This window comes from Micromonospora sp. NPDC049529, from assembly GCF_055586685.1.
Genome location: NZ_JBVJHT010000015.1, coordinates 57,265 through 71,197, shown reverse-complemented (window position 1 = coordinate 71,197; position 13,933 = coordinate 57,265). Strand labels below are relative to the sequence as shown.

General features: G+C 70.8%; 11 protein-coding genes. 5 read left to right on the top strand and 6 right to left on the bottom strand.

Annotated elements, in window-relative coordinates:
• The first annotated feature begins 132 nt into the window (after window positions 1-132).
• Complete coding sequence (locus ACZ6QQ_RS25570; protein ID WP_465879673.1) at window positions 133-1,062, top strand: LysR family transcriptional regulator; 930 nt, start codon at window positions 133-135, stop codon at window positions 1,060-1,062.
• A 78-nt stretch (window positions 1,063-1,140) separates the two neighbouring features.
• On the opposite strand, the gene ypfJ is transcribed toward ACZ6QQ_RS25570, so the two are convergent.
• Window positions 1,141-2,043 carry a KPN_02809 family neutral zinc metallopeptidase gene (gene ypfJ / locus ACZ6QQ_RS25565; RefSeq protein ID WP_465879671.1) on the bottom strand — a complete coding sequence of 301 codons (903 nt, stop codon included), beginning with the start codon at window positions 2,041-2,043 and terminating at the stop codon, window positions 1,141-1,143.
• A 316-nt stretch (window positions 2,044-2,359) separates the two neighbouring features.
• Between ypfJ and ACZ6QQ_RS25560 the strand changes: the two genes are divergently transcribed.
• The 4 genes from ACZ6QQ_RS25560 to ACZ6QQ_RS25545 all read left to right on the top strand — a co-directional run bounded on the left by ACZ6QQ_RS25560 (window position 2,360) and on the right by ACZ6QQ_RS25545 (window position 7,365).
• Window positions 2,360-3,853, top strand: a complete 1,494-nt coding sequence (locus tag ACZ6QQ_RS25560) for an NAD(P)/FAD-dependent oxidoreductase (RefSeq protein WP_465879670.1) — start codon at window positions 2,360-2,362, stop codon at window positions 3,851-3,853.
• Window positions 3,850-5,352 (top strand): hypothetical protein, encoded by a 1,503-nt coding sequence (locus tag ACZ6QQ_RS25555; RefSeq protein ID WP_465879668.1) that lies wholly within the window; start codon window positions 3,850-3,852, stop codon window positions 5,350-5,352. The genes ACZ6QQ_RS25560 and ACZ6QQ_RS25555 overlap by 4 nt, the downstream gene beginning before the upstream one ends.
• A gap of 218 nt (window positions 5,353-5,570) precedes the next feature.
• Entirely contained in the window at window positions 5,571-6,731 is a 1,161-nt protein-coding gene (locus ACZ6QQ_RS25550) for a hypothetical protein (protein WP_465879667.1), read from the top strand.
• Between the two features lie 73 nt (window positions 6,732-6,804).
• Window positions 6,805-7,365: a Fic family protein gene (locus ACZ6QQ_RS25545; RefSeq protein WP_465879665.1), complete on the top strand. Its 561-nt coding sequence runs from the start codon at window positions 6,805-6,807 to the stop codon at window positions 7,363-7,365.
• Window positions 7,366-7,534: 169 nt separating this feature from the next.
• Here ACZ6QQ_RS25545 and ACZ6QQ_RS25540 read toward each other — a convergent pair whose 3' ends face one another.
• The 5 genes from ACZ6QQ_RS25540 to ACZ6QQ_RS25520 form a co-directional block, all read right to left on the bottom strand.
• Window positions 7,535-7,672: an MFS transporter small subunit gene (locus ACZ6QQ_RS25540; protein WP_465879664.1), complete on the bottom strand. Its 138-nt coding sequence runs from the start codon at window positions 7,670-7,672 to the stop codon at window positions 7,535-7,537.
• A complete protein-coding gene (locus ACZ6QQ_RS25535) occupies window positions 7,669-9,099 on the bottom strand; it encodes an OFA family MFS transporter (RefSeq protein WP_465879663.1) in 1,431 nt (476 codons plus the stop codon). The genes ACZ6QQ_RS25540 and ACZ6QQ_RS25535 overlap by 4 nt, the downstream gene beginning before the upstream one ends.
• Before the next feature lie 218 nt (window positions 9,100-9,317).
• Window positions 9,318-10,127, bottom strand: coding sequence for a permease-like cell division protein FtsX (locus ACZ6QQ_RS25530; RefSeq protein WP_465879661.1), 810 nt, complete (start codon window positions 10,125-10,127; stop codon window positions 9,318-9,320).
• A 158-nt stretch (window positions 10,128-10,285) separates the two neighbouring features.
• A complete protein-coding gene (locus ACZ6QQ_RS25525; protein ID WP_465879659.1) occupies window positions 10,286-12,241 on the bottom strand; it encodes a HEAT repeat domain-containing protein in 1,956 nt (651 codons plus the stop codon).
• A 51-nt stretch (window positions 12,242-12,292) separates the two neighbouring features.
• Window positions 12,293-13,633: a YibE/F family protein gene (locus ACZ6QQ_RS25520; RefSeq protein ID WP_465879658.1), complete on the bottom strand. Its 1,341-nt coding sequence runs from the start codon at window positions 13,631-13,633 to the stop codon at window positions 12,293-12,295.
• Window positions 13,634-13,933 lie beyond the last annotated feature (300 nt).

Sequence of the window (13,933 nt, the reverse complement as noted above, 5' to 3'; positions counted from 1 at the left end):
ACCGTGCGGGAAGTCATGCCGCCACCATGCCGACATGGGCTGCCGCACTGGTCGTCACATATCCCGAACCGCACCAATTGATATCTTCCGTGTATCGCCCGGACCGGCGCAGGCGACTCGGAAGAGGGGGCAATGATGGAACTGCGACATCTGCGGTACTTCCTCGCCGTCGCCGACCACCTGCACTTCGGCCGCGCCGCCGCCGAACTGGGAATCCAGCAGCCGCCGTTGAGCCAGCAGATCCGGGCGCTGGAGTCGGAGATCGGCGTCGACCTGTTCGACCGCAATACGCGCCGGGTCCGCCTCACCCCGGCCGGGATCGCGTTCCGGCCGGACGCCGAACGCGTGCTCGCCCACGCCGCCGCCGCGGTTCGTGCCGCCCAGCGCGCCGGGCGCGGAGAGACCGGCAGCCTCACGGTCGGCTTTGTCGGCTCGGCCACCTTCACCCTGCTGCCCCGGCTGCTGCGGGCGGTCCGCGACCGCCATCCCGACGTCACCCTCAGCCTGCGCGAACTCACCACCACCCAGCAGGTCGACGGGCTGCGCGACGGCACCCTCGACGTCGGCCTGCTCCGCCCGCCACTGCCCGCCGCCGACACCGGCTTCCTGCATGTCGAGGCGGTCGGCCACGAACGACTCGTCGTCGCCCTGCCCGCCGACCACCCCCGCGCCGGTGACCGGGTCGTCGACGTGCGTCAGCTGGCCGACGAGCCGTTCGTCCTCTCGCCCCGCCACCTCGGCCCCGGCCTGCGCGACCAGATCGTCGACTACTGCCGCCGGGCCGGGTTCACTCCGACCGTCGCGCAGGAGGCCATTCAGATGCAGACCATCATCGGCCTGGTCGGAGGCGGACTCGGCGTGTCCCTGGTGCCCGCGTCGGTGTCCCGGCTACGTCGCGACGACGTCGCGTTCCGGCCAGCCCTCCCGGCCACCCACGTCATCGAACTGGCGGTCGCGTACCGCCGCATGGGATCCAACCCGGCCACCGCCAACCTCGTCGCGCTCGCTCGCGACCTGGCCCGGTCGGCGCCGGTACGGCCCCGGCGGCCGGCCTCGCGCTGAGGGCGAACGCGACGCGCGGCTGGTCGAGGCTGATGCACCTATCGCCACTACCCTCGACCAGAACGGGACGAATTACTACTAGCGGCCGGTGCCGAAGGTGTCGCAGGTGGTCGGGTCGCCGGTGTCGAAACCCCGGCGGAACCACTCCTGGCGTTGGGCCGAGCTGCCGTGGGTGAACGCCGACTCGTCGATCCGACCGCCCGAACGCTCCTGGATGGCGTCGTCACCGATCGCGGCGGCGGTGTCCAGTCCCTCCTGGATGTCCTGGTCGGAGATGCTGGTGAAGATCTTCTCGCCCCGATCGTCGGCGGTGCCGGTGGCGTTGCGCGCCCACGCACCCGCGTAACAGTCCGCCTGGAGTTCGAGCGCGACCGAGAGGGCGTTCGCCTGGCCGGGGTCGCGGGCCTGCTGCCGGCGCATCTGCGCCTCGGTGCCGAGCAGGTCCTGCACGTGGTGGCCGTACTCGTGGGCGAGGACGTAGGGCTGGGCGAACTCGCCGGTCGCGCCGAGTTGTTCGGCCAACTGGCGGTAGAAGCTCAGGTCGATGTAGACCTTGTCGTCGGTCGGGCAGTAGAACGGGCCGACGCCCGAGTCAGCCGCACCACATCCGGTGTTCACCGCCTGTTCGAAGAAGACCGTGTCGGACTCGGCGTACGGCTTGCCGAACTTCTCCGGCATCGTCCGCTCCCACCAACTCTGGATGGAGTTGACGTACAGCGTGTTGCGGCAGTCGAGCTGGCGCAGGGCGTCGTCGGCCGAGCACCGTTGCTCGATCGCGGTGTTGTCACCCTGCTCGTCGCCGCCGGTCAGGGCGTTCAGGCCGAAGCCGCCGCCGACCAGCGCGACCAGCACGGTGACGATGACGCCGACCAGACCGCCGCCACCGCCGAGGGAGAACCCGCCCGAACCGCCTGCTCCACCCGATCCACGCCGGTCCTCCACCTGACTGGTGTCGATCTCCGCGTTCTCGTTCAGTTCCATGACGACTCCAGTTCGACGGGGACGGCACTGCCGACATATCCGGATGTGTCCTGGTGTGGTGGGGTCGAACTCCGGATGGCGGTGCGATACCCCGACGTCCTGATCGGTAATCCCGGCGCGGTGCAGGCCCAGGTCATCGAGGCGGTCTTCGGCACGATCGCCGACATGCTAGATTCCGCGCGTCCTTGTCCTCCTTCCGCGACGGTCGTCATGGTCGTCGCGCCCCCCGCTGCGAAAAGCGCCGGTGGCTGGCGTCGGGTAGCGGGACGGCCGTGCGGTGGTGGCCGACAATACGTCGAAGGTGATGAATCAGCGCATGACGAGAACACCACACACCGTTGTCATCGGGGCCGGCCCGGCAGGCCTGACCGCGGCGTACCAGCTGACCAAACGCCAGGCTTCGGTCGAGGTGTTCGAGGCCGACGACCAGGTCGGCGGGATCAGTCGTACGGTGGAACGCGAGGGCTGGCGTTTCGACATCGGCGGGCACCGGTTCTTCACCAAGGTCTCGTCGGTCGAGGCCTTGTGGCACGAGATCCTGCCGGACGAGGACTTCCTGCTCCGGCCCCGGATGAGCCGGATCCACTACCGCGAGAAGCTGTTCGACTACCCACTCAAGGCCAGCAACGCGCTGGGCAACCTCGGGGTGTTCGAGGCGGTTCGCTGCGTCGGCTCGTACGTCTGGGCCCAGGTCCGCCCGCCGAAGGACCAGAGCCACTTCGAGGGCTGGGTCACCGCCCGGTTCGGCAAGCGGCTCTACTCGATCTTCTTCAAGACCTACACCGAGAAGCTGTGGGGCATTCCGGCCACCGAGTTGCAGGCCACCTGGGCGGCCCAGCGGATCAAGAACCTCTCGCTGGCCAACGCCGTGGTGAACGCGCTCATGCCGAAGCGCAACCAGAAGGACATCACCAGCCTGATCGAGGAGTTCCAGTACCCGAAGTTCGGCCCCGGCATGATGTGGGAACGGGCCGCCGAGCACGTGGCCAAGGCCGGCGGTGTGGTCACCCTGAACACCTGGGCGAAGACCGTGCACCGGGAGGACGGCCGGGCGGTCGCGGTGACCGTCGCCGACGCCGACGACGAGCGCCGGGTCGAGGCCGACCACGTCGTGTCGACCATGCCGATCTCCGAGCTGATCAAGGTGATGGACCCGCCGGCCCCGGAGAACGTACGCGCCGCCGCCGACGCGCTGCGCTACCGCGACTTCCTCACCATCGCCCTGGTGGTGCCCGAGGCCGCCGGCTTCCCGGACAACTGGATCTACGTGCACACCCCCGGCGTACGGGTCGGCCGGATCCAGAACTTCGGCTCCTGGTCGCCGTACCTGGTGCAGGACGGTTTCACCTGCCTGGGCCTGGAATACTTCGTCAACGAGGGCGACGATCTCTGGGAGATGGCCGACGACGATCTGGTCAAGCTCGGCACCGACGAGCTGGAGCGGCTGCGGCTGGTCACGCCGGGCGCGGTCAGCGCCGGTTACGTGGTCCGGATGCCGAAGGCGTACCCGGTCTACGACGAGGGCTACGAGGACGCGGTCGACACCATCCGGCACTGGCTCGCCGAGGCGGTCCCGAACGTGCACCCGGTCGGCCGCAACGGCATGCACCGGTACAACAACCAGGACCACTCGATGCTCACCGCGATGCTGACCGCGGAGAACATCCTCGACGGCACCACCCACGACGTGTGGCAGGTCAACGTCGAGGAGGAGTACCACGAGGAGAAGGACTCCGGATCGGGTTCCGGTTCCGGTGACCACGGCACCGGCCGGGCCGCTCCCGTACTGCCGAAGCAGCCGGCCCGGTGACCACGCTCGCCCCGCCCCCGCCCGCCCCCCGGTTGGAACGGCTGCGGGGCTGGACCACGGTTCGGTTGGGGCGACTGCCGGGTGACGCCGGCCACCTGCTGCGCCGGCACTGGGTGCTGGTCGTGCTGCTGGTGGTCGGCGCCGCCCTGCGAGTGCTCGTCATGCTCGGTTACAACCCCGCGCTCTGGTACCAGGGCGACAGCCAGAGTTACCTGGGCCTGGCCTACCTGCACCAGCCCGGCACCGTCCGGCCGTACGGCTACAGCTTCTTCCTCAGCCTGCTGGTGGACCTGCACTCGGTCCGGCGGATCATCGCCATCCAGCACCTGATGGGACTCGGCATGGTGGTCGCCGGGTACGCCTTCCTGCAACGCCGTGGGGTGTCCCGGCTGGTGTCCACGCTCGCCGTGACGCCGCTGCTGCTCGACGCCCGTACGGTCGCGGTCGAACACTTCCTGCTCGCCGAGACGCTGTTCACCACCCTGATCCTGATCGGGATGCTGGCGCTGACCTGGCGGCAGGCGCCCGGCTGGATCGGCGTGCTGGTGGCCGGGGGAGTGTTCTCGTGGGCGGCCCTCACCCGCTCGATCGGGCTGGCCGCCCTCGCCGTACCGGTGCTCTACCTGCTGCTGCGTCGGATCAACTGGCGCCGGACGACCGCCTTCCTCGCGGTGGTCGTCATCGCGCTCGGCGGCTACCTGGTCTGGTACAACAGTCACCACGGGCAGTACTCGTTCGGCACCTACGGATCCCGCTTCCTCTGGTCACGGACGATGACCTTCGTCGACTGCGACCAGCTCGACCTGACCGCCGAGGAGCGTCGGCTCTGCCCCGACCAGCCACTCGGCCGGCGACTTCCGCCGGACCTGTACCTGTGGGGTGAGGGCAACAAGGCCGAGTTCACGCAGACGCCGGACGCGGTGTTCGGCAGCTTCGCCAGCAAGGCGATCCTCGGTCAACCCGGTGACTACCTGGCGACAGTCGCGCTGGAGACGTGGCGGGCGGTGCGACCGGGGCCGTACCCGAACGAGCGGGTCGCCTGCGTCGCCAAGATCTGGGACTTCCCGGCCAGCGGTGACCGGAGCTGCGTGCCGTACCTGGCACCGGAGAACCCTGCCGTACGCCGCTTCGCCGGCCTCTCCGGCGACTACGACCACCCGCTGATGGGCCCGCTGCACCGCTACTCGGCGGTGGCGACCGTGCCGACCACCGGGGTGGCGCTCTGCTTCCTGCTGGTCCTGGTCCTGGCGTTCTACCGGCCCCGAGCGTCGACCTGGCGGGAGCATCTCGACCCGCTGGCCTGGGTCGTGCTGGCATTCGGCATGATCGTCGGAAGCGTGGCCACGTCGGCGATCGACCCTCGCTACACGGTGCCGTCACTGCCCCTTGCGGTGATCGGGGCCGCGCTGGCCTGGCGCCGGTTCCAGGTGGCCCGCGCGACGCCGACCCCGGCCACCACCACCGGTACCACTGGTGACGAGACGGTGGCGTCGGAGTGACGGTGCCCCCGCCCGGTGGGCCTGCCGCGTGCCCGGCGGCTGGCTGGACCGGTTTGCTGGGCTCGAGCTGATCGGCCCGACCGCTGGCGGTGCGCTCGGGCTTCTGGCGACGAGCGGATGTCTCGCCTCTTGAGGAGGGCGCCACGGTTGGTCGAGGACGGGCGGCGAGGGGGAGTGCGGGCCGTTAAGCTGGTCGGCTGCCTGACGGAAGGCCGAGTGTGACAACTGACCGAGTCAATCTCCCCGAACTGTCAAGACTCACCTGGAGAGACGTCGACCCCGCCGCGCGGCCGGCGTTCAACCCGACTGGTGTCGCGGAACTGGTGCGGGTGCTGCCGCCGGCCGGCGAGGTCCCGCCGGTCGGCACCGACTGGCGACTCATCGATTTCTGGTACGACCGGATGACGGAGGCGCTGGTCGAGCACCTGGGCGATTGGGTGGTGGGCTGGTGGTACACGGTCGCGATGGAGGACTACCGGGGCCGTGGGGTTATTCCGCTCTGGCGGGCGGAACGCCCTCCGGTGACGACCCCGGATGAGACGCTGACCCGCCTCGCTGACGCCGTGGTGGCCTGGCATGAACTGCTGGTCGAGCTCGCCACCGATGCCCGGGGCCGCTTCGCGGACGCGGCCCCGGTGGCAACGGACGGTACCGACGAACCGCCGGCCTGGCAGGCTGTTCAGGGCGATGGCCGGATCACCGTCTACACCACACCCCGGGACCGCCTGCCCCATCCGCGTCAGCTGATCTGGGCGGACACCGGTCCCCCGGATCGGGTCTTCGATCCGGACACGGTTCGGGCGGTGGTGCGCGATCTGGTCGCCGCGTCCGAACTCCCGTCACCGGAGGCCGACTGGCGTCTCAGAGACCTGTGGCTGGAGAACGTGTCGGCCGGGCTTGTCGACCGGTACGGGCGGTGGGCGGTGGGTTGGCGCTGGTCGGTCGGCGAGGGCGACTTCGACGGTGGCCCGGTTGGTTCCTGGTGCTGCTTCTCGCATTCGGTCACCACGCCGGAGGCGACCGCGACCGCGATTTCCGCGGCTCTGGTGGAGTGGTGCGACTGGCTGGACGATGTGGCGGAGCGGTTCGACCGGTTCCTGCCGCTTCCCGCCGACGACCTGGACGGGTGGGAACGCGCGGTTGCCCACCTGGTGACCGTGGTCGGTGACCGCACGCAGTACGAGTCCGGCTGGTACGGCTGCTGCATGACCGTGCTCGGCTGGTTTCTCGACGCGGCCGGAATCGAGTCCACCCGGCGGGGGAAACTACTCGAACACGCGGTCGCCGGCCGTTTCGACAGTTGGGTGGAGCCGCCGAGAGCGGTCGTGGAGTCGGTAGCCGGGGACCTGGCCCGGCGGGTGGCCGTTGACCGCGCCTGATCACCTGGCGGTGTGGCAGCGATTGCGGGATACCGTCGGCTGGCGGGATGTCGTCCCGCACCCGAAGACGCCAGTGTCGGCGATTCGTGACGGCTTCGTCGGCTTCACCCGCGGATCTACCGGGCGTGACCCGCAACGGCTGAGCCGACTGCTGAGCGCGTACGACGACGTGCGGCTCGAAGCCGCAGCCGGCGCCGACCTCACCTCGGACCTGCTGGCCCGCTGGAACCGGATCATTCGTGGTGTCCCGGTAGCGGTGTTCCGGCGGGCACCGGCGCACGCGAAGAACGGTCGGGAACGGTACGGGCTGCACTCCGACACCGAAGCCCGGTTCGCCTCGTGTCTGGCCCAGGGCGCCGACCGGGAAACACCGGTGACGGCCCGGGCGGCCCGGGTCTACCTCGACGTCGCCTTCTTCCATCCGTACGACGACGGCAACGCTCGTTTGGCCGGGCTGGTGCTCCAGTTCGTGCTGCTGCGCGAGAGCGTCGAACTCGACGAGGTCGCGCCGATCCTCACGACGGTGCGGCGCGCAGACGACGCCGACGGAGCAGCGGACCTGGCCCGGCTAGTCCACGGCATCGCCGCGGCCACCCAGCGCCGCTGGCTGCGCCTGCGGGACCCATCCCGATGACCACCCTCATCGGTCTCGCTGCCGAGGCCGCACCCGATCACCAGGAGTAGGCCAGAACCAGCCGTCCACCAGCGCCGTCGGCAGCCGACCCGTCGGCCAACCCTCGCGCTGGTGGACGACATGAAGGGCACGCCGTCCACCAGCGCGGGCCGAGCGGCCGGGCCGCCGCTCAGTGGGTGAAGAGGTTCACCGCGGTTCGTACGGTCTGGACCACGCCGTAGCCGAGCAGGACGACGACCAGCAGCCAGGACACCCAGAGGCGCAGCCGCTGCCGGCCGACCGTCGACCGACCCTCGTTCCCGGTCATCGGCTCGACTCCTTCTCCTGCGTAACCTGCTCCGGTACGGCGACCTCGGCACCGGGCGGTGCGACCGCTTCGTGGAACCGCTCCGGCACCGGGCGGATCAGCAGGTTCGCCACGAACCCGACGGCCAGTACCCCGACCATGGTGAACAGCGCCGGCCGGTACGCCTCGGCGGTCAGCGTGCCGGGCTTGCCCTGGGCGTCGAGAAAACCGTTGACGATCAGCGGGCCGGCGACACCCGCGGCCGACCAGGCGGTCAGCAGCCGGCCGTGGATCGCGCCGACCTGGAACGTGCCGAACAGGTCCCGCAGGTATGCCGGCACAGTCGCGAAACCACCGCCGTAGAAGGAGAGGATCACGCAGGCGAGCAGGACGAACAGTGCGGTCGAGCGGTGTCCGACGGCGGCGAGCAGGGCGTACAGGACCATGCCGCCGCCGAGGTAGAGCAGGTAGATCGGCTTGCGTCCGATCAGGTCCGACGTGGACGACCAGACGAACCGCCCGGCCATGTTGAACAGCGACAGCAGCCCGACGAATCCGCCGGCCGCGGCCACCGCCACGGTCGAGACGCCACCGGACCGGAAGAAGTCCTGGATCATCGGGCTGGCCTGTTCGAGGATTCCGATACCGGCGGTGACGTTGCAGAACAGCACCACCCAGAGCAGCCAGAACGACCGCGTACGCACCGCGTTGGCGGCCGACACGCTCGCCCTGGTCACCAGGGGCCGGGCGGCCACCGTACCCGGATCGAAGCCGGCCGGGCGCCAACCCGGCGCCGGCACCCGGACATTGACCACGCCGAACATCATGATGACGAAGTAACCCAGGCCGAGCGTGACGAAGAGCCCGACCAGGGCGCCACCGGAGGCGACCGACGCGGCGTTGGTCGGGTTGTAGTCGGAGTCGTAGAACGAGAGCAGTTGCCGGGAGAGCGGGCTCGCCAGCAGCGCACCGCCGCCGAAGCCCATGATCGCCAGCCCGGTGGCCAGGCCCGGCCGGTCGGGGAACCACTTGATCAGGGTGGAGACCGGCGAGATGTAGCCGATGCCGAGTCCGATCCCACCGAGCACGCCGTAGCCGAGATAGACCAGCCAGAGCTGCGTGGTCGCGATACCGAGGGCGCCGACCAGGAAACCGGAGGCCCAGAGGCAGGCGGAGACGAACATCGCCTTGCGCGGACCGTTCGCCTCGACCCAGGTGCCGCCGAGCGCGGCGGACAGGCCGAGCATCACGATGGCGATGCTGAAGATGACGCCGATCGCGGTCTGGCTGCTGTCGAAGTGGCTGATCAACGAGTTCTTGTAGACACTGGTCGCGTACGCCTGCCCGATGCACAGGTGCACGGACAGGGCCGCCGGAGGGATCAGCCAGCGGCTGTACCCCGGTGGTGCGACGGTGTGGGCGCGGTCCAGCGCCGCCAGAAGTGGCACGTGACACCTCTTCTCCGAGTCACCGTGCGGGGGTTCCCGTCGAGCGGCCACCTGCACCAGTCCCGCAGATTCCTCCGCATACCGCCCGGAACCGTACCGCCGCCCGGGCCCGCCGGCGCCAATCGCGATCTTTCGCGCGACGGACGGTCCGACCGGTGAGCCGAGCGGCACCCGCGTGTCCCGAGTGCCGCCCGACGCCTGTCCGGGGCGCGGTGACGCTACGAGGGCGTACCGCCGAGCGGCTTGGGCGGTACGACAACCCCGTCGACCCCGGTCATCCGGCACAGATCCTGATCGATCCGGGCGTCGTTCGCACGGGAGACCGATTCGCGGTCGGCCAGGGTCAGGATCAGCGCCTCCGGCAGGTCCTCCGGCTTGGCAGAGGCGACGACTGCGGGGTTGGAGTCCCCGTACATCTTCTTGAACTCCTCGTACGCCTCCTGCTTGCCCCGGAGTTGAACGTCGCTCGCGCCGGGCACCTCCCGCAGCCGCGCCTCGATCGCCTCCTTCTCGGCCTCGGAGGTGCCGTCGGTCAGGAAGACCCTGATGTCCAGCTGGGGCGTCGGGTTCGGGGCGACCCGGACGATGCTCATGACGCACTCACCCACCGACGTCTGGGTCTCCTTGCCCCGGAAGACGATTGAGTTGAAGCCGTCCATCCGGCGCAGGTCGGCGCGGAGCGGCCCCTCGTAGGTACGTTCGAAGGCCGAACGGTTCGGCAGCCTGAAGTCGTAGTAGTGCGGGGCACTGTCGGACTTGAGAGATTCGAGCAGCTCCGGCTGGTCGTCCAGGTCGGCCTTGAGTTTCTCGTACGCCTGCTCGCGGTTGACGAAGGTGAGGTCGCTGAGGTCGGCGACGGTCCGGAGCCGGGCCTCGATGGCCTTGATCTCCGCCTCGTCGGCGTCGGCGGCGAGGATCACCCGTACCGTCAGGTTCTCGGGCGGGGCTTCGGTCGACCGGTCGGGGGTGCACCCGGCGAGAATGGCGGCGGTCAGGAACGTTGCGACGACGGAGATCGACTTACGCACCCGGACACCCTACGCGAAGCATCGATCTCCACGTGATCATTGTCCGGCCTCGTCCGTACGGGCCGGCACAATCTGCGTCGGAGCCTGCTCCGACGCAGACCGCCACCCTGATCGGACCCGGCCGCGAGACGGACCTACCCTGGCTGCGAGCCGAGGAGTCACCCGGCCGTCGGTACGTCGATGCGGGCGAGCGCCGCGGCGCACAGGGTCGGCCAGTCCTCGTTGTCGTCGACCGGTGAACCGCCGCCGGTCGGTCCACGACGCTCCTGCGCGGCGGCCGCCCGCAGGACGGGCACGGCCGCCCGCGCCGCCGGTCCGATGTCGACCAGGCAGGCCAGCGCGGCGCGCCCGTCCGGACCGGTGCGCAGGTGCGGCAGCAGCGCCGGCACCACCGTCGTCGGGTCACCGGTCAGGTACCAGTAGGCGACCGCCGACCCCACCGCGAGCGAGTCGTCGTCGGCCCCGAACCACTGCGGCAGCAGGTCGGACAGGTCCACCGCCGCCGGCCCCAGCTCGGGCAGCAGGTCGAGCGCGTGACCCCGGTCGGCCCGACCGCCGTCGGTCAGGATCTCCCGCAGTACGGGCAACGCCGGGGCCGGATCCCCGCCGATCCGCCACACCGCGCGAGCCGCGTTGACCCGTACGAACGGGTCGTCGTGCGCCAGCATCGGGTGCAGGTCGGGCAGGGCGTCGGCGGCGTCCGGCCCGAGGTCGCCGAGCACCCGCGTGGCGATGTGCGGATGGGTCGCGCACTCCTGCCGCAGCAGCGGGACGACCTCGTCGGCCGGGGCGCCGGTGCCGGCGTACAGCTGGCCGATCGCCGTGATCAGGCCGATCCGGATGTTGCCGGTCGGAGCCAGCGGGGTGAACCGGACCAGTGGGACACGGCAGGCGTCCGCCCACGGCCCGACCAGCCTGATCGCCGCGTCCAGCCCGGACAGGTCGACCGGGTCGGCGCCGAGGCGCTCGGCGAGGTATGTCGCGGCCCGGGGATCGTGCAGCCGACAGAGGGCGGTGAGGGCGAGGGCGGCCGGCTCGTTGTGCCGTACGGGTTCCCGCCGCACCAGCGCCCACAGCTCGTCGGCGGCGGTCGCCGCGGCGTGACCGGAGTCCGCCAGCAGGCTCGCCGCCCAGTATCGGACGTCACGGTCCGGGTCGGACAGTCGGGCGCCCAGCGCCGGTCCGAGTTCGGTGGCGGCCGGGCGCCACTCCAGGATCGGATGCTCCGCGGCGAAGACCGCACCCTTGCGTACGTCGGCGCTCTCGTGCCGCATCCAGCCCCGCAGCAGCCGGATCAGCAGCTCCCACTCCTCGTCGAGCTGCTCGATCACCCAGCGGAGCGGGTCGTCCCCGAGCGCGCTCCACGGCAGCGTCGACAGGGCGTCGAACGACGACGGGGTGTCGCGTACCAGCACCTCCTCCACGCCGTCGGGCAGCGGAGCCGACGACCCGGCCGCCAGCTGCACGGCGACCAGCGCGGCCGCCATCCGGGGCGGCGGTGCCGGATCGGCCAGCCAACCGGTGATCAACGCCGGGGTCGCGGTCCCGAGCGCGCCGGACGCCAGGATGAGGCTGGCCCGCACCAGTGGGCTGTCGTCGCGCTCGATCCGGTGCAGCATCGCCGTCGCGGCCGGGTCGGTCGGCTCGACGCTGGCCCGCAGGGTGTACGCCGCATGGCTGCGCACCTCCTCGTCCGCTGCCGTGTCGAGCAGCCGCAGGTAGGTCGGCGCACCCGTGGCCACCGCCGCCCTGGCGGCGCGGGTCCAGGCCAGCTCCCGCTCGATCCGGGCGGCCAGCTCGGGACTGTCGCGGACCGGGGCGGGTTCGTACTCCTGGTGGGCGTCCGCGTACGACGTGCCCTGGGCGATCGCCGCCAGCAGGCCCAGCAGTCCGGTGGCGTCGGCGGCCGGAGCCTCCAGCAACTCGACCAGGAACGGCACTGCGTACGCGGTGGCCTCGTACACCGTGCCCTGGTGCCAGATGGTCCCGAACAGCTCACCGAGCGCGTCGTCGTCGCCACCGGCCACACCGCGCAGGAGCCCGGGTACGTCCGTCGCCGCCCCGTGGGCGTGGTCCAGCTCATTCCAGGCGACGTCGTCCAGTCCACTTAGCACGGTGGACACCGTACCCGAACCGCCCGACGACCCCTCCCGACCGCCCGCCGGTCACCCCTGCTGGCTGCCGACCGGCTGGGGTCGCCCGGGCCCGGCCCCGTCCTTCCCGCCCCTGTCCTTCCCGGCCTCCTCCTCTTCATCCCCGATTAGCCTGTTGTCGTCCGTGCTGCTGCCGCCGCCGTCGGTGGGGCCGTTGTCGTCGGTGCCGGCGTCGTGGTCGTCGGTCGGGGGTTGGGCCGGGGGAGCGGGACGCCCGACCGCCTTCACCACGGCCACCGCGACCGCCGTGGTGAGCGGGATCGCCAACACCAGGCCGATCGAGGCGACCAGCGTACGGACGATCTCCTCGGCGATCTGCGCGCTGGTCAGTACGGCGAGCACCGGCCGGTCGTACGCGTTGATCAGCAGCATGATCGGCAGCGCGGCACCGGCGTAGGCGAACGCGATCGTGTAGACGGTCGAGGCGATGTGGTCCCGGCCGATCTGCATCGCGCTGGTGAACAGCTTGCGGGCCGACCGCTCGGGGGCGAGTTGGTGCAGCTCCCAGACCGCCGAGGACTGGGTGATCGTGACATCGTTGAGCACACCCAGACCGGCCACGATGATGCCGCAGAGCACCACGCCGGAGAGGTCCACCTGTCCGTTGTAGACGGCGAGCGTGACCCCGTCGGCGTCACCGAGCCCGGTCAGGTGGGCCGCACCCGCCGCCCACACCCCGAGTCCGGCGGTGGCCAGCAGGCCGAACAGGGTTCCGGCCAGCGCGGTGGTGGTCCGGGCGGAGAAGCCGTGCGCGAGATAGAGGACGACGAACATGATCGCCGCCGCCCCGACCAGTCCGACCAGCAGGCCGGACTCGCCGACCAGCAGCGCGGGCAGCATGAACTTGACGATGACCAGGTACGCGAAGCCGAGCCCGATCAGCGCCTTCAGCCCCCGGATCCGGGCCACCGCGACGACGAGCAGCGCGAACGCGGCGGCCAGGATGCCGATCGGCAGCGTACGGGCGTAGTCGTAGAAGGCGTACATGGCGGGACCGGTCTGGTGGTTGAAGACGCGTACCACCTTGATCCGGTCACCGACCTCAAGTCCGCTGCGGTACGACTCCGCCGGCACCTCCACGGTCACGATGCCGTCGCGCTCCGGGCCGGTCTCCAGCCGCGCCTGCACGGTGGCGCAGGTGACCATCCGTGGCCCCGCCTGGGGGCCGGTACGTTGTCCGGGCGCCGGGCACTCGTACGGTGCCACGGTCTGCACCGTCGCCTCCGGGTGGCTGAGGTCGCGTCCGGCCGTACCCGGTGCCGCACCGGAGACCTGCTTGCCGCCGGGCCAGAGCAGAATCAGGCCGACCAGGGTCGCCACGGCCAGCGGGGCGAGGATCAGGGTCAACAGCACCAGAACCCGCCGCCGGCTCCCCTCATCCGTAGGCCCGTCACCGACAAGGCTGTGCGAGTGCATCCAAAGCTCCGACATCCTGCTCAAATGAACCAACGAACGTGGTTGATCATGAAGTTAGCGCGGAAATTTCGGCCTCACGGACGCGCTAACTTCATGATCAACCAGGTCGGGGGTGGGGGGGGGGGGGGGGGGGGGGGGGGGGGGGGGGGGGGGGGGGGGGGGGGGGGGGGGGGGGGGGGGGGGGGGGGGGGGGGGGGGTGGGCGGGGGGGGGGGGGGCCGCAGTTGGCCCGGCGTGG

What these genes read in the sequence shown, in the direction of transcription:
- ACZ6QQ_RS25570 (WP_465879673.1), top strand. Translation starts at nt 133, where the DNA reads ATGATGGAACTGCGACATCTGCGGTACTTCCTCGCCGTCGCCGACCAC.
- ypfJ (WP_465879671.1), bottom strand. Translation starts at nt 2,043, where the DNA reads ATGGAACTGAACGAGAACGCGGAGATCGACACCAGTCAGGTGGAGGAC.
- ACZ6QQ_RS25560 (WP_465879670.1), top strand. Translation starts at nt 2,360, where the DNA reads ATGACGAGAACACCACACACCGTTGTCATCGGGGCCGGCCCGGCAGGC.
- ACZ6QQ_RS25540 (WP_465879664.1), bottom strand. Translation starts at nt 7,672, where the DNA reads ATGACCGGGAACGAGGGTCGGTCGACGGTCGGCCGGCAGCGGCTGCGC.